Origin of the sequence: Rheinheimera mesophila, from assembly GCF_000986865.1 — a bacterium.
In the GTDB taxonomy this organism is placed as follows: domain Bacteria; phylum Pseudomonadota; class Gammaproteobacteria; order Enterobacterales; family Alteromonadaceae; genus Pararheinheimera; species Pararheinheimera mesophila.
The window spans coordinates 1-19,342 of record NZ_LAVS01000017.1 but is presented as its reverse complement, the minus strand read 5'-3'; the positions used below and the strand labels follow the sequence as shown (position 1 = coordinate 19,342).

Here is a 19,342-nt window from a genome sequence, read left to right as displayed (position 1 = left end):
GCAAGGATAGGCCATGAAAGTACTGATTATTGAAGACGAAGTATTAGCGGCAGAAAAACTGGCCGCTTATCTGAAACGCTATCAACCCGACGCCGAACTGGTAGCTCAGCTTAGTTCTGTCGCTCAGGTGATTGAGTTTTTCTCTGCAGATCCAAAAGCTCAACAACTGGATTTAATTTTTTCTGATGTAGAGCTGACAGATGGCCAGGTATTTACCGCGTTAGAGCAGCTGGAATTGCCTTGCCCTGTGCTTTTCACTACAGCTTATGATCAATACTGGATGCAGGTGTTTCAGTACCAGGCGGTGGATTATTTACTGAAGCCCTTCTCCTACCCCAGATTTGCCGAAGCCATGCTGAACTTTGCCCAGTTGAAACATAAGCTGCAGCAGCCGGTAACAGCTGCAACTCTGGCCTATAAAAAGCGGTTTTTATTACGCAAAGGCCAAAGCTTATCTATTTTGCCAGTCGCCGATATTTTGCTGATCCGCGCCGCCAACGGCGTATTGCTGGCGACAGATAAACACAACAGCGTGCATATACTGACAGAAGCCAATTTAGGCGATATAGAAAACCAACTCGACCCCAGTGAATTCTTCCGGCTGAACCGCAGTGATATCATTCATATCAGCAGTATTTTGCAGGTAGAGCCTTACAACAAAGAGTCCGTAGCCGTAGTGCTCAGCTGCGATAAAGAACCCGCTATCAGTAGTAAAACCAGAACTGCTTTGTTTAGGAAGTGGTTGAATCAGTAAGTTGCTCATTTAGTATTGAGCCGCAATGATAAGTCACTACCTACGCTAATACATCCAGCCCTTTTTTGGCGACTAGATTCAACAGCTTTAATGAAGGGCCATTCGGCTTCTTCTGGCCCTGCTCCCATTTTTGTACTGTAGATTTGCTGGTATTCAGATAAGCGGCGAATACGCCCTGACTGGCTTTGTTATCCAAGCGAATTTGTTTGATTTGCTTCGCATCAAATTCCACTACAACAGGCAAACACAACAGATCAAAGTCTCTTAATGTTTGGTCTTTTAACACTCCGGCTTTATGTAAATCACCTGCCGTTTCCTGCACCATCTCCAGAATGGAATTACCCATCAATTTTTACCTCTGCAAACACCCCGGATAGCACCAGTTGGTCGACTATGTCTTCGCTATAACTAAGTAGCTCTGACGCCAGATTCTTTAAGGCTTTAAGCTCTATAGATGAAACATTGGCTTTAGCACTTTTTGAAAACCCATACACAAAAACTGCACGTTCTGCAGCGCGATACACCAGCAGAGTTCGTGCTCCGGCACTTTTACCCCGGCCAGCCAAAGCGATACGTTTTTTAATCACGCCACCACCTAAATCGGCATCGATTAAACCAGCTTCTATTTCAGCCAAAGCGTGGCAAAGATCTAGGTTTGTAAGACCTTCTTTTTCAGCCCAGCGTCTAAAGGTTCTGTTAGTTAATAGCCGCATAAGCAATCCCTCGCACATGGGCAAAAGTATAGCACCAAGGGTTACACTTTTCTGCTATTAGCTGCAGAATGTATTTATGCAGCAGAAAACAAAAAAGGAGCCTAAGCTCCTTTTCCAATTTGTATCAATCAGTTAGCCATTAAGGCGATTTATCACTGTAATACAGAAATATCCGCTACACGCAGGAATAATTCACGGAGTTGCTGTAACAAGGCCTGACGGTTTAAACGCACTGCAGCGTCATCAGCATTGACCATCACTTTATCGAAGAACTGGTCTACTACATCGCGCATGGCCGCCAGATGGCTTAAACCTTCAGCGTAGCTGCTTACAGTGGCCTGATAGGCCTGTTCTGCCACTATGGCTTTATACAGAGCCTGTTCGGCGTCTTCGCTTAGCAGAGCACTGTTGATGCTCTCTGGAATAGCTTCTGTCACTTTAGCCAGGATATTGGCGACCCGCTTATTAGCAGCGGCTAAAGCTAAAGCAGCGTCCAGTTTACGAAATTCAGCTACAGCTTTGACACGGCGGTCGAAGTCGGCCGGATTGGTTGGACGGCGGGCTAATACAGCCTGAATAACGTCTACACCAAAACCTTCGCCTTCGTACCAGGCGCGGAAGCGGCCTAACATAAAGTCCAGCACTTCGTCGGAAACGCTATTTTGAGTCAGCTTGTCACCGAAGGTGGTTTTGCTGAATTCAATCAGTTCAAGCAGATCCAGAGGTAACTGTTTTTCCACCATAATACGCAGCGCACCAATGGCAGCACGGCGTAAAGCGAAGGGGTCTTTGTCGCCTTTTGGCGCCTGGCCTATACCAAAGATACCCACCAGCGAATCCATTTTATCGGCGATAGCCACAGCACAAGCTTCTAACTGGCTTGGCAGGCTGTCACCGGCAAAACGTGGTTTGTATTGCTCGTTTAGCGCTACAGCCACAGCTTCTGGCTCACCGTCCAGACGGGCATAATGCATCCCCATCACGCCCTGCACTTCCGGGAACTCGCCAACCATATTGGTCATTAAGTCGGTTTTTGATAACAAACCAGCGCGTTCTGCATGAGTTACGTCAGCGCCAATTTTGCCTGCTATAAAAGCAGCCACTTTGGCGATACGCTCGGATTTCTCTAATAAAGTACCCAGCTTTTGCTGGAACAATACTGTACTTAAAGCTGGCAGGCGATCGACCAGTTTGGTTTTAGCGTCTGTCACAAAAAAGAACTGAGCGTCAGATAAACGTGGGCGCACAACTTTTTCGTTACCAGAGATAATCTGGCTTGGGTCTTTGCTGTCGATATTGGCCACAAAAATGAATTTATTCAATAACTTGCCATTATTGTCCACCAGCGGGAAATACTTCTGGTTGTCTTTCATGGTCGAAATTAACGGCTCAGCCGGAACTTGCAGAAAACGTTCTTCAAAAGAACCTACCAGCACCACAGGCCATTCTACTAATGACGTGACTTCTTCCAGCAGAGCATCGTCCATCAGCGCCACGCCATTTAATGCTTTGGCCTCTGCTGCTACGTTTTCAGCAATAATGGCTTTACGTTTGGCGAAGTCGGCAATGACATAAGACAGTTCCAGCGTACTTAAGTAGGCATCGGCATTTTTGATTTCGACCAAAGCTGGCGCATGGAAACGGTGGCCATAGCTGACACGACCTGCTTCTTTACCCAGAATAGTGGCTGGCACTACCTCGTCACCTAATAACAGAGTGACAGTATGCACAGGACGGATAAATTCGGCCGTTGAATTGCCCCAGCGCATTGGCTTGGCAATTGGCAACTTAGCTAAAGCAGTGCTGATCACCGCTGGTAACAATGCAACTGTGCTTTCGCCTTTTATCAGTGCTTTATGAATAAGCCAGGCACCTTTGTCTGTTTCTAAACGTTCCGCCTGCTCCGCAGTAATACCGTTCGACGCAGCCCAGGCTGCAGCAGCTTTAGTTGGCTTGCCATCGGCATCAAAAGCCGCAGCCAAAGCCGGGCCACGTTTTTCTACCACTTTATCTTGTTGCTGCAAGGCCAGTTGATTAACACGTACCGCTAAACGGCGTGGCGCTGCATACCAGCTGACATCGCCATGGCTTAGGTTTTGTTTTGCCAGCTCTTCAGTGATATTGTCAGCAAAGGCAGTCGCCAGAGTTTTTAAAGCTTTTGGTGGTAACTCTTCGGTACCAATTTCTACGAAAAAATCTTGCACAGACATTATGCCTCCTGCGTTGACTGGTTACGGCGCTTGCTATCACTACATAGGGGAAAACCTAACTTTTCCCGCGCAGCGAAATAGGCTTCAGCACAAGCTTTAGCCAGGGTGCGCACCCGCAGAATATAACGCTGGCGCTCAGTCACAGAAATGGCGTGACGGGCATCTAATAAGTTAAAAGCGTGAGAGGCTTTCATTACTTTTTCATAAGCAGGTAAAGCTAAACCTGCTTCAATCAGCTTCTGGCTTTCGGCTTCACACTGGTCGAAGTATGCGAACAGCGCAGGTACGTCCGCATATTCAAAGTTGTAAGTGGACTGCTCTACTTCGTTCTGGTGGAATACATCACCATAAGTGACACGGCCTAAAGGACCGTCAGCCCAGACCAGATCATAAATACTGTCGACGCCCTGGATATACATCGCCAGACGCTCTAAACCATAGGTAATTTCGCCTGTGACAGGACGGCACTCTAAGCCACCCACTTGCTGAAAATAAGTGAACTGAGTCACTTCCATGCCGTTTAACCATACTTCCCAACCCAGACCCCAGGCGCCCAGCGTTGGTGATTCCCAGTTGTCTTCGACAAAACGGATATCGTGCACCAGGGTATCAATACCCAGTTCACGTAAGGAGCCTAAATACAGCTCCTGAATATTGGCTGGCGACGGCTTTAAGATCACCTGAAACTGATAGTAGTGCTGCAGACGGTTAGGGTTTTCACCGTAACGACCATCGGTAGGACGGCGGCAAGGCTGCACATAAGCCACGTTGGTCGGCTCAGGGCCTAAAGAACGTAAAAAAGTCATAGGATGGAAAGTACCGGCCCCTACTTCCATATCCAGCGGCTGAACAATAACGCAGCCCTGGCGTGCCCAATAATCTTGTAATGCCAGGATCAACCCCTGGAAGGTCTTCATATCGTACTTTTGCATTAGCCTGACCTGCTGGTAAAAATGACTGAAAAGTATACCTATTTGCGGCGTCGAACTGTAGCGCTAAGCCGCGTTTTTTATGGGTTTTTTAAGCTTTATTAAACAGATAAGGCCCCTTACGGAGCCTTTTCTGTTTTCAAGCTTCACAGCTTACACGTCCAGGTTTGCCACCCGCAGCGCGTTTTCTTCGATAAAGTTACGGCGTGGTTCTACGTCGTCACCCATCAGGGTATTAAACAGCTGATCGGCACCAATGGCGTCTTCAATAGTCACACGCAGCATGCGGCGGGTATTTGGATCCATGGTGGTTTCCCATAACTGCTCTGGGTTCATCTCACCCAAACCTTTATAACGCTGGATATATAAACCACGTTTCGACTCGGCCATTAACCATTCCAGTGCTTCCACAAAGCTGGTCACTGTTTTAGTTTTTTCACCACGGCGGACATACCCCCCCTCTTCGATCAAGTCACGGATTGCAGTGCCTAATTCAACAATGCGGCCGTAATCCACTGAAGTGATAAAGTCGTAGTGCAGCAGGTATTCGTTGTCGATACCGTGCTGGCGGATGATCACTTTTGGCACAAACAGATGACGCTCACGGTCTTCCACTATGCTGTAGGCATAGCTGGAACCATCGCCTTCACGCTCTTGTAAGCGGGTCACCAGATGTTTGGCCCAGCTTTCTGCCGCAGCGGCGTCTTTGCACAGCTCAGGCGTAATAGCAGGCACATACACCAGCTCGTTCAGTAAGTTTGACGGTATCTTACGGCTTAAACGGGTGATAGTGGCTGACACTTTATGGTACAGCTGCACTAAAGTTTCCAGCTGAGCACCACCTATGCCTGGTGCGTCTGCATTGACATGCAAGGTCGCTTCATCCAGCGCCAGTGTGGTTAAGTACTCAGTTAAAGCCGGGTCATCTTTAATATATTGTTCTTGCTTACCTTTTTTCACTTTGTATAAAGGCGGCTGAGCAATATAGATGTAACCACGTTCAATCAGCTCTGGAGTTTGACGATAGAAAAAGGTCAATAACAGAGTGCGGATGTGAGAACCATCGACGTCGGCGTCCGTCATCAGGATGATGCTGTGATAACGGGTTTTGTCCGGATTGTATTCATCACGGCCTATACCACAACCTAAAGCTGTGATCAGGGTGCCGACTTCCTGAGAGGAAATCATCTTGTCAAAGCGGGCTTTTTCTACGTTCAGGATTTTACCTTTGAGCGGCAGAATAGCCTGGTTTTTGCGGTTACGGCCCTGCTTGGCAGAACCACCCGCAGAGTCACCCTCTACCAGGTAAAGTTCTGATAAGGCTGGATCTTTTTCCTGACAGTCAGCCAGTTTACCAGGTAAACCTGCGATATCTAACGCACCTTTACGGCGTGTCATTTCGCGGGCTTTACGGGCCGCTTCACGGGCGCGGGCTGCGTCAACAATTTTGCCAACAATAATTTTGGCTTCGCCCGGGTTTTCTAATAGGTATTCATTCAGTTTTTCGTGCATCGCACTTTCAACAGCAGACTTCACTTCGCTGGAGACCAGCTTGTCTTTGGTCTGAGAACTGAATTTAGGGTCCGGTACTTTAACGCTGATTACAGCCGTTAAACCTTCACGGGCGTCGTCGCCTGTGGCGGAGATTTTCATCTTTTTGGCGTAACCTTCGTGCTCCATATAGGTGTTTAACACCCGGGTTAAAGCAGAACGGAAACCTGCTAAGTGAGTACCACCATCCCGTTGTGGGATGTTGTTGGTGAAACAATAAATACCTTCCTGGAAGGAATCGTTCCACTGCATCGCCACTTCAACAGAAATACCATCTTCTTCACGGTGTGAAGTAAAGTAAAAAGCCTTTTGGTGAACCGGGGTTTTAGTGCGGTTTAAGTACTGCACAAAAGCTTCGATACCACCTTCGTATTTAAAATGATCAGTTTTGTCGTCACGTTCGTCAGTCAGAATAATGCTGACACCGGAGTTCAGGAACGACAGTTCACGTAAACGTTTGGCCAGAATATCGTAGTGGAAATTGATATCGCTAAAAATGGTTGGGCTTGGCCAGAAACGAATCGACGTACCTGTGCCTTCAGTTTCACCCACTACAGCTAAAGGCGCCTCTGGCACACCTAGACGGTAGATTTGTGAATGCACTTGCTGTTTACGGCGAATGGTTAGTTCTAATTTGTCCGATAAAGCGTTTACTACTGAAACACCTACCCCGTGTAAACCACCTGAAACTTTGTAGGAGTTATCATCAAACTTACCACCGGCGTGTAACACCGTCATGATAACTTCTGCCGCAGATACACCTTCTTCGTGCATATCTGTAGGAATACCACGGCCGTTATCGCGCACTGACACTGAGTTATCGGTATGGATAGTGACCCACACATCAGTACAGTGGCCCGCCAAGGCTTCATCGATGGAGTTGTCGACGACTTCGAATACCATGTGGTGCAAACCTGAACCATCGTCCGTATCACCGATATACATACCGGGTCTTTTACGTACGGCATCCAGGCCTTTTAATACTTTGATACTCGACGAGTCGTAAATATGTTCTTCGGCCATCTTCATTCTGTCCGTATTGTTATCTGTCCGTGTTCCACGTGAAACAATGCCGGATACAGATCCGGTATTGCTGGTAAAACCTGGTCAGTATTAATCGCTGAAATAAATACTTGCGAGTTAATAGTGTTTAAAAAACTAAATATATGACGCTTGGAATTATCGTCTAATTCCGAGGCCAAATCATCAATTAATAACACCGGCTTCTTATGGCCGTAGTTATAAATCACGTTACTTTGCGCCACTTTCAGCGCAAAAAGTAATACTTTCAGTTGTCCACGCGACAACACTTCTTCGACCACCTGGCCCGCCACCTTCAGCTTTAAATCCGCTTTCTGTGGGCCAAACTGGCAATGACCTAAGCGTAAGTCCTGCAGAAAATTCTGCTGCAATAATTGCTGTAATTGCTCTGGCGTTTCAATACGTTCGGGCCAACCTGAATACAATTGCAGAGTTAAACCTGAAGCCCACAGTGCATCAACCAATAGAGGCTGAACCGCAGCATCTAAGGCCAGAATGTAGCGTTGTCGTAGCGCTTGTAATTCAAAAGCCAAGCTGGCCAGATTCTGGTCCCAGTAGGCATATTCATCGTTATAACGCTTTTGTATTTTTAACAGCGCATTACGATGTTTCAACACCCGCTGCAATTTGCTCCACAAGGAATAGAAACTCTGTTCCACGTGAAACAATCCCATATCAAAAAACTGCCGTCTTTCTTTTGGCCCCCCCAACAACAGCCTAAAACTCTCTGGGGTTATTAATTGCACTGGCAGCAATTGCGCTAGCTCAGAGACACGGCTCAGGTCTTCGCCATTTAACCGCATCCGCAGCTCACCTTCGCGCTCACGCTGCAAACCTAAATTTAATAGCTGCCCCGCCATCTCTACTTTGGCATTGAGTACAAATGCCGTTTGCTCGTAGCGGATCAGTTTTTCTGGCTTACTGCTGCGAAAAGAACGACCATGCGCCAAATAATAAATGGCCTCGAGCAAACTGGTTTTGCCGCTGCCATTTTCGCCATAAATCAGGTTTATCCCGGAACGAAACTCTAACTGAGCTTCGGCAATGTTGCGAAATTGCTGAATTCTAAGCGTATTTAATGCCATTCACTATAAACGCATTGGCATCACAACGTACATGGCGCCTGATTTAGCTCCAACACCCTCAATCAGGGCACTGGAGTTGCCGTCACTCAAATGCAACACCACCAGATCGGTGGATAAGGTATTCAGTACGTCGAGTAAGTAACCCACGTTAAAGCCAATTTCCAGCGTATCGCCCTGGTATTCCACTTCAATGGTTTCTTCAGCCTGCTCATGCTCTGGGTTATTCGCCACAATCTGCAGCTCGCCTGAACTCAAAGTAAAACGCACACCACGGTATTTTTCATTCGACAAAATAGAAGCACGCACGCAAGAATCTTTGAGGACATCACGATGTGCGGTCACCAGCTTAGTGCTGTTACGTGGTAAAACGCGGCGGTAATCAGGGAAACGGCCGTCAATTAATTTACAGCTAAAGCTGAACTGAGAGTCGGTTAAACGGATATGGTTTTGGCCTAAACTTAAGGTCACCAGTTGCTCATCGGCAATTAATAACCGCATCACTTCCAGCACACCTTTGCGTGGAATAATAATTTGTTTCTGATGACCCGCCGTCGCCGCCAATTCAATAGAACTCATCGCCAAACGGTGACCGTCCGTGGCAACAGAACGTAAAGTGCCGTTATCCACTTCAAATAACAAGCCATTCAGGTAATAACGCACATCCTGGTTCGCCATGGAAAAGGCTGTATCATCTAATAAATGGCGTAACTGGCTGCGTGGTAACTGCAAGTCGACCTCACCTTGCCAACTCTCTAAATTTGGATAATCGTTGGCGCTTAGAGTCGACAAGGTGAATTTACTTTTACCTGTGCTCACCACACAGTTTTCACCTTGCACCGTCACGCTTAATAAAGAAGAGTCAGGTAAGCTGCGGCAAATATCCAGAATTTTTTTTGCCGGCACCGTAATACGGCCAGGACTGATCAGTTGCTGAATAGGCGACATCGCCACCAGTTCAATTTCTAAGTCGGTCCCGGTCAGGATCAGTTGACCGTCTTCACGGGCTTCAATCAACACATTCGACAAAATAGGTAAAGTATGGCGCCGTTCAATAGCACCTGACACCATTTGCAAGGGTTTGAGCAGAGCGTCGCGTTCAATAGTAAATTGCATCACCATTCCCTATTATGAAGACAATGTTCGAATTAAGTTTTGGAAATCTTCTTTAATTTCATGCGTCTCTTCTTTTAACGATTCAATTTTACGACACGCATGCAACACTGTGGTGTGGTCACGGCCACCAAAAGCATCACCAATCTCAGGCAAGCTGTGGTTGGTCAGTTCTTTTGCCAAGGCCATCGCCATTTGACGGGGACGGGCCACAGAACGACTGCGGCGTTTTGACAATAAATCCGCTACCCGTATTTTGTAATACTCGGCCACAGTTTTCTGAATATTTTCGATAGTGACCAACTTATCCTGCAACGCCAGCATATCGCGTAATGCTTCACGGACAAAGTCGATGGTAATAGGACGGCCAGTAAAGTTGGCGTTGGCGGAAATACGATTCAGCGCCCCTTCTAATTCACGCACATTAGAGCGCAAACGCTTGGCGACAAAAAACGCCACTTCTTCCGGCAGACGAATATTGATCTCCTGTGCTTTACGCATCAGGATCGCTACCCGGGTTTCCAGTTCTGGGGGTTCGATCGCTATAGTTAAACCCCAGCCGAACCGGCTTTTTAGCCGCTCTTCCACGCCGTCGATTTCTTTTGGATACCGATCGCTGGTGAGAATGATCTGCTGATTGCCTTCAAGCAAGGCGTTAAAGGTGTGGAAAAATTCTTCCTGGGAACGATCTTTTTTCGCGAAGAACTGAATGTCATCGATAAGCAGAGCATCAACAGAACGGTAATAGCGCTTAAACTCTTCTATCGCATTGTTTTGTAAGGCCTTTACCATATCCTGTACAAAACGTTCTGAGTGCATGTAAATCACTTTAGCGTCTGGATTTTTTGCCAGAATACCGTTACCCACCGCATGCAATAAGTGAGTTTTACCTAAACCTGTGCCGCCATATAAAAACAGCGGGTTATAGGCTGTGCCGGGATTGTCGGCCACTTGCTTGGCAGCAGCGCGTGCTAACTGGTTCGACTTACCTTCCACGAAGTTGTCAAAGTTATGCTTCGCGTTAACATTGCTGTTGACTATGGTTTTTGGTGCCGGCTCAGGCATAGCCGCGACCGGAGCTGCGGCTGGTGCGACACGTGGCAATTGATTCACTGGAGCAGCCAAAGGCTTTTGGGTTGAACCTACATCAAAGCGCAGCCGTGGCGCATGATCGCCACAATAGCCTTGGATCAGCTCATTGATCCGATTCAGGTATTTATCTCGCACCCAATCCAGCACAAAGCGGTTAGGCGCGTACAAAGTCAGTGCGTCATGCGAGCTGTCAGCTTGTAATGGACGGATCCAGGTTCCAAAATCACGAGCTGGTAGCTCGGCCTGGAGCGCTTCGAGGCAATTTTTCCAAACGGACTGATACACCATATCTCCAAAAGCCCCTAATAATTATTATTTCGTTAGGCAGGCGTAAGTGAAAAGAGCAGCATTATCATACGATCTTATCCACAAGTTCAATATTGACTTTTGTAAAAATGCGACGAGCGACACAAACAATGTGTAACCACTTGTTTTATATAAAAATAAACCTCTTATTCTATTTACTGATATGCAAGTAAAAGATCAGAGCAAAGCGGTGCAAAAACCGCTGTTTTTTAAAACAACTCACATTTTATCCCAGTTGAGTGACCTGCCTTGTGGACAACTTTTAAAGATCGATAAAAAATAATGATCAGATCAGCAGAAACACAAGGATCTGCATTGACAACAGCAGCCGGGCCGCTTAGAATTCGCGCTCTTTTTTAATCGCTGCGTTTTGGTTTTTACTAAAACACAGACCCTTAGTAAATATCGACCGGACGGACGAAGTTATGAAAAGAACATTTCAACCTAGCGTTTTAAAACGTGCTCGCGTCCACGGCTTTCGTGCTCGCATGGCTACCAAAAATGGTCGTCAAGTATTAGCGCGTCGCCGTGCTAAAGGCCGTAAACGCTTAACTGTCGCTTAATTTTTAAGCGCTGCGTGGTCAGCTATACATTCAGCAGGGAGTTACGTCTGTTAACTCCCCGCGAATTCGACAATGTTTTCCAAAATCCTTTCCGGGTTTCTTCTCCTCTCTTTACTATCTTGTGTAAGCCTAATCAGTCTGTTCATCCAAGACTTGGTCTGACTATTGCCAAAAAACGTGTTAAATTAGCCACGCATCGAAACCGTATCAAACGATGTTCGCGGGATAGCTTTCGGCTACACCAACATGAACTTCCGCCAGTTGATTTAGTTTTGATGGTAAAAGGTGATATCAGCAATACGCCCAATGAAGAATTGCACAAGCAACTGGATAAGTTATGGGGCAAAATAGCTCGCCAATACAAAACACTGGTGCAAGACTGCTGATTTCCACCGTACGTGGTTATCAAAAGTTGATCAGTCCGCTATTTGGACCCAGTTGCCGGTTTTATCCCACCTGTTCACATTATGCCATTGAAGCCATAGAACGCTTCGGTGTTGTAAAAGGTGGTTGGTTAACTACAAAACGTTTATTAAAATGTCACCCCTTACATCCCGGTGGTGAAGACCCGGTTCCACAAAAGCAGAAAGAGACTAACTAACAGATGGATTCTCAACGCAGTTTATTAGTGATAGCCCTCGCCTTCGTTAGCTTATTGTTATGGCAGGCATGGCAAACCGATCACGCGCCTAAACCAGTTACTCCGGTCACTGAATCAAGCACAACTATTTCAACTGGTTCAGCCGACTTACAATTAAGCAGTTCAGGCACTTCAGCTCAAGCTGCGGCAGCAGTGGCGACTCAACAACTGATCAACGTCAGTACTGATGTATTAAAAGTACAGATCGACACCAAAGGTGGCGATATTGTTGATTTGACTTTACCCGCTTTTACGCTGAGTAAAGACAGCGACCAGCCTTATCAGCTAATGCGCAAACTCAATGGTTTTGAATATGTAGCTCAGTCAGGTTTATTGGCAGACGGCCCAGATGACAAACGTAACAGTGGCCGTCCAGTGTATTCGGTAGATCAATCCAGTTACACACTGGCGAACGGCGAGCAGCAACTGGTAGTGCCTTTAACTTTCAGCCATAACGGTTTAGAGATTGAAAAACGCTATATCTTTACCGCTGGAAAATATGATGTCCGGGTAGAATATTTACTGAAAAATAGCAGTGACCAAGCCAAGTTAGTTCAGCCTTATCAGCATCTGGTGCAGACTATTAATAATGGCGAAAGCAGCAGTATGATGATGCCAATCTACCGTGGTGCGGCTTACTCTACGTCTGAAAAACGCTACGAAAAATACGATTTTGAAGAAATGCAGGAAACCAACCTGGCACAATCCACCAAAGGGGGTTGGGTCGCTATGTTGGAGCACTACTTTGTAGCGGCCTGGGTTCCTGAAAAAACTGCAGACAATCAGCTCTATAGCTTAGTCAATAACGGCAACGGCATTGTGGGTGTAAAAGGCCCTGAGCTGACAATACCAGCCGGTGAAAGCCTGACGATCGCTTCTACTTTTTATGCAGGTCCAAAGGATCAGGATAACTTAGCCGCTATTGCCGATGGCTTGGATCTGACCGTCGACTACGGTTTCTTATGGTTTATTTCCCAGCCTTTATTCTGGTTACTGACCTTGATCCAGGGTTTTGTCAGCAACTGGGGTGTGGCTATTATTATCATCACCTTGATTGTGAAAGGTGTGATGTACCCTCTGACCAAAGTGCAGTATGAGTCTATGGCCAAGATGCGTAATCTGAAACCAAAAATTGACGAACTGCAGGCGCGTTACAAAGACGACCGTCAGAAGATGGGCCCGGCCATGATGGAACTGTACCGCAAAGAAAAAGTAAACCCTATGGGTGGTTGCTTACCTATGCTGGTACAAATGCCTATTTTCCTGGCGTTATACTGGGTGTTTGTTGAGAGTGTGGAATTACGTCAGGCTCCATTTATGTTATGGATCCAGGATTTATCCACTCAGGACCCGTACTACGTATTACCTGTGCTGTTTGGTATCAGTATGTTTGTGATGCAAAAACTGACACCTATGACAGTGACGGATCCAATGCAGCAAAAAATTATGCTGTGGATGCCAGTAGTGTTCTCCGTATTCTTCCTGTGGTTCCCAAGTGGTCTGGTGCTGTACTGGTTAGTCAGCAACCTGATTTCGTTGGCCCAGATGCTGTATATCTACCGTGGCATGGAGAAAAAAGGCTTATACACTAAGGCCTGATGCTCCTGAGCTACACTTCGAAGGCCTGTTTTCAGGCCTTTTTGTTTTGTTGAGTTTAAAAACGTTTGAGGTTTGATCTATGTACAGCACAGACACCATTGCCGCTCAGGCCACAGCCACAGGTCGTGCCGGTGTAGGCATAATAAGGGTATCAGGCCCTGCCGTATCCGCAGTAGCTTCGGCCGTTCTGGGCAAACTACCTAAGCCCCGTACCGCTGAATACCTGCCGTTTTTAGACGCACAACAACAAACTTTGGATCAGGGCATAGCCCTGTATTTCCCTGGCCCGAATTCTTTTACTGGCGAAGATGTACTGGAATTACAAGGTCATGGTGGCCCTGTACTTTTAGATATGCTGCTGCGCCGTGTGCTGGATATAAAAGACGTGCGCATAGCGCGCCCTGGCGAATTTTCCGAGCGGGCCTTTTTAAACGACAAACTGGATTTAACTCAGGCCGAGGCTATAGCCGATTTAATTGACGCCAGCTCGGAGCAAGCCGCCCGTTCCGCTATGCAGTCGTTGCAGGGTGAGTTTTCGCGCAAAATCCATGATCTGGTGGAAAAAGTGATTTACCTGCGGATTTACGTCGAAGCCGCCATCGACTTTCCGGATGAAGAAATCGACTTTTTATCCGATGGTAAAGTGGCAGGTGACTTAGCAGAAATTATTTCTGATTTAGCTGGCATCCAAAAACAAGCCACTCAAGGCAGCATCTTACGTGAAGGCATGCGTGTGGTCATCGCAGGCCGGCCCAATGCCGGTAAATCCAGCTTATTAAACGCTTTGGCTGGCCGTGAAGCCGCCATAGTGACAGAAATCGCAGGCACCACCCGTGATGTGTTGCGTGAGCATATTCATATCGACGGTATGCCTTTGCATATCATCGACACTGCAGGTTTACGGGAAGCCACAGACAAAGTGGAACAAATAGGCATAGAACGTGCCTGGCAGGAAATAGAGCAGGCCGACCGCGTGCTGTTTATGGTCGACGGCACTACTACGAACGCCACCAGCCCAAGTGAAATCTGGCCAGATTTTATGTCACGTTTACCCAAAGATTTAGGCTTAACTGTTATTCGCAATAAAGCCGACTTAACCGGCGAAACCACTGGCGCTAGTCAGAATGGTGACTATCCGGTGTTTCATATTTCAGCCAAAACCAATTCAGGCATCGAAGAGTTACGCGATCACCTCAAAGCCTGTATGGGCTTTGACGCCAATACCGAAGGCAGCTTTATCGCCCGCCGTCGCCATTTAGACGCACTGGCTCGCGCTGCAGAGCATTTGGCCATAGGCGAAGCTCAGCTTCATAACCACTTAGCTGGCGAGCTGTTAGCAGAAGAACTGCGCCTGACTCAGCAACACCTGAATGAAATCACCGGCGAATTCAGCTCGGATGATTTATTGGGCAGGATTTTCAGCTCGTTCTGTATCGGTAAATAACTGAATTTTAGCTCCCTCCCCGCATGGCCAGATGATCACTGGCGGTGCGGCGGATCAGTAGCGTCAGTACTCCAGCCCCACATAAGGTAATAGCGCTTGCTGTTAGTAAACCTGAATCAAAACTGCCGCTTTGTTTGGCTAAATAACCACTGATCGCAGGTGCAATCACTTGGGCAGTGCCATAACAAAGCGTCATCTTGCCCATCAATTGAGCTGGTTTTGCTGGTAATAAGCGCCCTGCCATGGTCAGCATTAGGCTGACACAACCAACAAAACTGATGCCAAATAAAAAGGCACTGAAGACTAAGGCCGGCGCCTGGGTCCAGAGCACAGGCAACACAATAGCCAAAGCGTTTAACAGTAAAGCCCAACGCAAACTGACTAAATAACCAGAACGTCGTGCAACCCTATCCCAGAAAATCGCTGCTGGTGCGGCTCCTATACCTAAAGCAAAAAATGCCCAGTTACCAAAACCTGTTAGTTCTGCGTTTAAGCTCGCCATAGCGACAATAAAAGTGATAGTCACCACATAGCCATAACCGGCGCAGAAATACATGAAAAACAAAGGCCAAAGGAAACTTCGGGGCAAAGCCAAGGCTGGGCTATCAGTGTTATTGCCAGATCCCAGCAGCAGTGGTGCGGGCAACCAGTGCCAGGCCGGAATAATCAGCACCAATCCGAGTAAGCTAAGCGCCAGCCATTGCTGATCCCAACTCAAAGCCGCTGCGCTAAGCAGCTCTACGAATAAAGCCACTAAAGCTATGCCCAGGCCCAAGCCTGCAAAATGCAAACCCAGTTCAGCTTTAGCACCACGCGCAGCTAACTGCTGCAAAATAAGACCTGAGGCCAATAACATTGAAGCGGCTGAACTTAAACCTGCCAGAAAGCGCCACAAGCCCCAAAATAGTGGGTCTGAACTATAGGCTGTAGCTAAAGTACTCAGGACGGCAAAAACCAAACCTGTGCGATAGGCATAAAACTTCCACTGCCAGTTTTTTAACCGCACCGCCAACAAAGCCCCGGCAAAATACCCCAAATAATTGACTGCAGCTAAATAACCGGCCATAGCTTCGCTAAGGCCAGCAGCGGACATCAGAGGAATAAGCGGCGTATAGGCAAAACGGGCTATGCCCAAACACAATAACTGACTAAAAAAACCAGCCAATAGAATACGGCGAGCCGCTGGATCAGACATAAGTTCCCTTGTTTTCAGACTGGCATAGTGTCGTCAGATTGACAGTCAATACAGCACATCGCTATAAGCGGATAGTCGCAGAACTGGCTATTCCACCTGCTTCCCTTAAAACGACAACATCATCCTGAAAGCAATCAAAAGCAACACGCAGGCAAATAACTTCTTCAATAAGGCCGCTGGTACTTTAGTAGCCAGCCGCACACCAAGCGGAGCTGCGACTACAGAGCCTATGCTCATGCCCAGTACCGCAGGCCAATACACAGCCCCTGTAAGACCCGGATGAGTTACAGGAGCAGTTTGCAGCATATAGGAGATAGCACCAAACACAGTCACCGGAAAACCCAAGGCCACTGAACTGGCTACAGCGTTGGGCATGAGCATAAAACGGCTTAAAAATGGCACCATCAACACCCCGCCCCCGGCACCAATAAAACTGCCGGTCACTCCAACTAAAGCAGGAAACCAACGTAACAGTTGAATAGAGGGTGTTTTTTGTAGCTGAGTAGTTTTTGTTGACGGCTTTAGCATAGAAAAAGCGACATAAAGCAAAAAAGCGGCGAAAATGCACTGCAACCACAAAGCCGGTACACGGGTGACCAGCAAGGAGCCTAACACTACTCCTATTAAACTGACCGGTAACATCAAGCGGATCAAGCCCCAGTCAATAGTACCCTTTTGCTGATGCACCCGCAGTGAAGACACAGAACCAATAGCGGCTATCACCATGGAGCTCGCCAGAGCTATCACGGGGGAAACTTCTGCACTAAAACCTAAAGATGGCAGCATAAACGTTAAAAAAGGCACAGTAACCAAAGCCATGCCTACACCTATCAGGCCCAACAATAAGCCACCAGCTACACCTGCCAGAATAAATAACGTCAGCCCCCACAGATCCATAAATTCCTGCCTGAACTAAAAAGGCCAGCAGGGGCTGGCCTTATTTAAATCTATGATTTATCTGGCATAAGTCGCTGTTAACGTCGCTTTACCAATCGCCGTTGCATTCAGCATAAAACCAACCACAGCAGCGCTGGCACCATCAGGTACCCCTAAAGTGGCTTCGGGCAAAGCCCAGACGGTAAACTGATACCTATGCATACCATGGCCTTGTGGCGGACAAGCGCCACCAAATTCTTTGATACCATAGTCATTGTTAAAACTACGGCTTCCCACCGGTAATTGGCCATTACCGGCGCCTTGCGGTAATGAAGTAACAGTAGCCGGAATGTCCAAAACCAGCCAATGCCAAAAGCCTGAGCCTGTAGGTGCATCGGGATCAAACACAGTAATAGCAAAACTCTGAGTTCCTGCCGGTGCATTCTGCCAGTTCAGTGCAGGCGACAGATTCGGGCCGTCACAGCCGAAGCCGTTAAATTCAAAGGTTTTTGCCATAAAATGGCCTTCACGGATATCCGGACTGGTCAGTTGAAATAACTTAGTGGTCATGTTGTTTCCTTCACTGTGGCTCAAAATAAAGCGGAGAACGCGCTTAAGTCTGGACTTTATAGCAAGGCAAATCCAGACTTTTGCGACCAACTCTGTGCTAAGGGCTACGACTTGGTGCTTTAACTATGTTGTTGTAACCATTGATAAAACATCTGTTTTGGCAGAGCACCGGATTGCTGCGCAATCAGCTTCCCGGCTTTAAACAACATCAACGTGGGTATAGAGCGGATTTGAAATTGCGCTGCCAGTTGTTGCTGCTGCTCCGTATTAACTTTGGCGAACCTGAACTTAGGTTCTAACTCTGCGGCCGCCTGATTAAATACCGGCGCAAAGTTCAGACAAGGACCACACCAGCTAGCCCAAAAATCCACCACTACAGGTAATTCTGACTTTTGAACCTGATTGACAAAATTCTGCTGGGTTAACTCTATAGGTTTTCCGGCAAAAAGCGCGCCTTTGCATTGACCACATTTAGGCTGATCAGCAAACTTTTCAGGCGCTACACGATTTAAGGTTGAACAATGAGGACAGGCAATAATCATAACGGGCTCCACAGATAGCTACCAGAGCTACGTATGGGCAAGGTAGGAGTTTTTATAGCCTGGCCGCTATAAAAAAAACCGGCTTTCGCCGGTCTTTTACAAATCAGAGATTAATCCCTTGGTTTACGTGGTGCACGTGGAGCCGCACCTGGGCGTGGGCCAGGACCAGCTTCAGAACGCTCACGACGTGGCGCAGAACCTGCTGCTGGCGAACCAGTATCTACAGTGATATTCAGCTTTTGCTTACGCACATAAACCTTTTTCAGGTGCTGCATCACTTCAGCCGGAATATTGGCTGGTAGTTCAACAGTACTGAAATGATCAAACAGCTTAATGTTGCCGATAAACTGGCTGTCGATATTGGCTTCATTGGCGATAGCACCAACGATGTCACCGGCACGCACGCCATGCTCTTTACCCACTTCAATACGGTAGTTGGTGTAGTCACCTTTTAACTCACGACGTGGACGTGGAGGACGATCGCCGCGCTCAGCACGATCACCAGAACGTTCTGGTCTGTCACCACGGGCAAATTTATCACGGCCACCTGCACGGTCATCGCGGTCGCGGCTATGGGGCTCACGGATTTCCGGGAACTGAGATGCAACGTTTAACGGCTGGTCTTTCTGCGCCAGATATAACAAGGCAGCAGCCATATCGATATCTGTCGTTTCCAGCTTTTCACGCCAATCGTTTACCAGATCCATAAAGAAGCTTAAATTCTTCGCTTCGATGGTCTGAGCTAACTGAGCGCGGAACGCTTCGATACGACGCTGTTCGATCACCTGACCGGTAGGCAGCGACATTTTTTCAATCGGCTGACGAGTTGCGTGTTCGATAGTGCGCAGCAAACGGCGTTCACGTGGTGATACGAAAAGTATCGCCTTACCTTCACGACCAGCACGACCGGTACGACCAATACGATGCACATAAGCTTCGCTGTCGTATGGAATGTCATAGTTGATCACCAGACTGATACGTTCTACGTCCAGACCACGAGCAGCAACGTCTGTGGCTACGATCACGTCCAGTTGATCGGCTTTTAAACGACGGATGGTTTGTTCGCGGTGAGCCTGGTTCATATCACCGTTTAAGCAAGCAACGGCATAGCCACGGGCGCCG

General features: G+C 47.5%; 19 protein-coding genes. 6 read left to right on the top strand and 13 right to left on the bottom strand.

The window, feature by feature from the left end; translation table 11 throughout:
* Window positions 1-13: 13 nt before the first annotated feature.
* A complete protein-coding gene (locus SD53_RS08235) occupies window positions 14-754 on the top strand; it encodes a LytR/AlgR family response regulator transcription factor (RefSeq protein WP_046519758.1) in 741 nt (246 codons plus the stop codon).
* Between the two features lie 40 nt (window positions 755-794).
* Here SD53_RS08235 and SD53_RS08230 read toward each other — a convergent pair whose 3' ends face one another.
* The 8 genes from SD53_RS08230 to dnaA all read right to left on the bottom strand — a co-directional run bounded on the left by SD53_RS08230 (window position 795) and on the right by dnaA (window position 10,770).
* Window positions 795-1,100, bottom strand: coding sequence for a helix-turn-helix domain-containing protein (locus SD53_RS08230; protein ID WP_046519757.1), 306 nt, complete (start codon window positions 1,098-1,100; stop codon window positions 795-797).
* The gene (locus tag SD53_RS08225) at window positions 1,093-1,467 is read right to left on the bottom strand and encodes a type II toxin-antitoxin system RelE/ParE family toxin (RefSeq protein WP_046519756.1); all 375 of its coding nucleotides are present in this window, start codon (window positions 1,465-1,467) and stop codon (window positions 1,093-1,095) included. Before SD53_RS08225 ends, SD53_RS08230 begins: the two co-directional genes overlap by 8 nt.
* A 152-nt stretch (window positions 1,468-1,619) precedes the next feature.
* Window positions 1,620-3,677 carry a glycine--tRNA ligase subunit beta gene (gene glyS, locus SD53_RS08220; protein ID WP_046519755.1) on the bottom strand — a complete coding sequence of 686 codons (2,058 nt, stop codon included), beginning with the start codon at window positions 3,675-3,677 and terminating at the stop codon, window positions 1,620-1,622.
* Window positions 3,677-4,609: a glycine--tRNA ligase subunit alpha gene (gene glyQ / locus SD53_RS08215; RefSeq protein ID WP_046519754.1), complete on the bottom strand. Its 933-nt coding sequence runs from the start codon at window positions 4,607-4,609 to the stop codon at window positions 3,677-3,679. The genes glyS and glyQ overlap by 1 nt, the downstream gene beginning before the upstream one ends.
* 150 nt (window positions 4,610-4,759) lie before the next feature.
* Window positions 4,760-7,180 carry a DNA topoisomerase (ATP-hydrolyzing) subunit B gene (gene gyrB / locus SD53_RS08210; RefSeq protein WP_046519753.1) on the bottom strand — a complete coding sequence of 807 codons (2,421 nt, stop codon included), beginning with the start codon at window positions 7,178-7,180 and terminating at the stop codon, window positions 4,760-4,762.
* A 2-nt stretch (window positions 7,181-7,182) separates the two neighbouring features.
* Complete coding sequence (gene recF / locus SD53_RS08205; RefSeq protein ID WP_046519752.1) at window positions 7,183-8,283, bottom strand: DNA replication/repair protein RecF; 1,101 nt, start codon at window positions 8,281-8,283, stop codon at window positions 7,183-7,185.
* A 3-nt stretch (window positions 8,284-8,286) separates the two neighbouring features.
* Complete coding sequence (gene dnaN / locus SD53_RS08200) at window positions 8,287-9,396, bottom strand: DNA polymerase III subunit beta (RefSeq protein ID WP_046519751.1); 1,110 nt, start codon at window positions 9,394-9,396, stop codon at window positions 8,287-8,289.
* A gap of 12 nt (window positions 9,397-9,408) precedes the next feature.
* Window positions 9,409-10,770, bottom strand: coding sequence for a chromosomal replication initiator protein DnaA (gene dnaA, locus SD53_RS08195; protein ID WP_046519784.1), 1,362 nt, complete (start codon window positions 10,768-10,770; stop codon window positions 9,409-9,411).
* A gap of 446 nt (window positions 10,771-11,216) precedes the next feature.
* On the opposite strand from dnaA, the gene rpmH reads away from it, so the two are divergent.
* The 5 genes from rpmH to mnmE all read left to right on the top strand — a co-directional run bounded on the left by rpmH (window position 11,217) and on the right by mnmE (window position 15,037).
* Window positions 11,217-11,354, top strand: coding sequence for a 50S ribosomal protein L34 (rpmH, locus tag SD53_RS08190; RefSeq protein ID WP_046519750.1), 138 nt, complete (start codon window positions 11,217-11,219; stop codon window positions 11,352-11,354).
* Window positions 11,355-11,368: 14 nt separating this feature from the next.
* On the top strand, window positions 11,369-11,740 hold the full coding sequence (rnpA, locus tag SD53_RS18290) for a ribonuclease P protein component (RefSeq protein WP_082101823.1): 372 nt from the start codon (window positions 11,369-11,371) through the stop codon (window positions 11,738-11,740).
* Window positions 11,692-11,955 carry a membrane protein insertion efficiency factor YidD gene (gene yidD / locus SD53_RS08185; protein WP_046519749.1) on the top strand — a complete coding sequence of 88 codons (264 nt, stop codon included), beginning with the start codon at window positions 11,692-11,694 and terminating at the stop codon, window positions 11,953-11,955. The genes rnpA and yidD overlap by 49 nt, the downstream gene beginning before the upstream one ends.
* 3 nt (window positions 11,956-11,958) lie before the next feature.
* On the top strand, window positions 11,959-13,593 hold the full coding sequence (gene yidC, locus SD53_RS08180; RefSeq protein WP_046519748.1) for a membrane protein insertase YidC: 1,635 nt from the start codon (window positions 11,959-11,961) through the stop codon (window positions 13,591-13,593).
* A gap of 79 nt (window positions 13,594-13,672) precedes the next feature.
* Entirely contained in the window at window positions 13,673-15,037 is a 1,365-nt protein-coding gene (gene mnmE, locus SD53_RS08175; RefSeq protein ID WP_046519747.1) for a tRNA uridine-5-carboxymethylaminomethyl(34) synthesis GTPase MnmE, read from the top strand.
* A gap of 7 nt (window positions 15,038-15,044) precedes the next feature.
* On the opposite strand, the gene SD53_RS08170 is transcribed toward mnmE, so the two are convergent.
* The 5 genes from SD53_RS08170 to SD53_RS08150 form a co-directional block, all read right to left on the bottom strand.
* Window positions 15,045-16,232, bottom strand: a complete 1,188-nt coding sequence (locus SD53_RS08170; protein WP_046519746.1) for a YbfB/YjiJ family MFS transporter — start codon at window positions 16,230-16,232, stop codon at window positions 15,045-15,047.
* 105 nt (window positions 16,233-16,337) lie between these two features.
* Complete coding sequence (locus SD53_RS08165) at window positions 16,338-17,129, bottom strand: sulfite exporter TauE/SafE family protein (protein WP_046519745.1); 792 nt, start codon at window positions 17,127-17,129, stop codon at window positions 16,338-16,340.
* A 57-nt stretch (window positions 17,130-17,186) separates the two neighbouring features.
* The gene (locus SD53_RS08160) at window positions 17,187-17,678 is read right to left on the bottom strand and encodes a YbhB/YbcL family Raf kinase inhibitor-like protein (RefSeq protein WP_046519744.1); all 492 of its coding nucleotides are present in this window, start codon (window positions 17,676-17,678) and stop codon (window positions 17,187-17,189) included.
* A 119-nt stretch (window positions 17,679-17,797) separates the two neighbouring features.
* Window positions 17,798-18,220 (bottom strand): thioredoxin TrxC, encoded by a 423-nt coding sequence (gene trxC, locus SD53_RS08155; protein ID WP_046519743.1) that lies wholly within the window; start codon window positions 18,218-18,220, stop codon window positions 17,798-17,800.
* Between the two features lie 110 nt (window positions 18,221-18,330).
* Window positions 18,331-19,342 (bottom strand): helicase-related protein (locus SD53_RS08150; protein WP_046519742.1); only part of this gene is annotated, 1,012 nt, incomplete at its 5' end.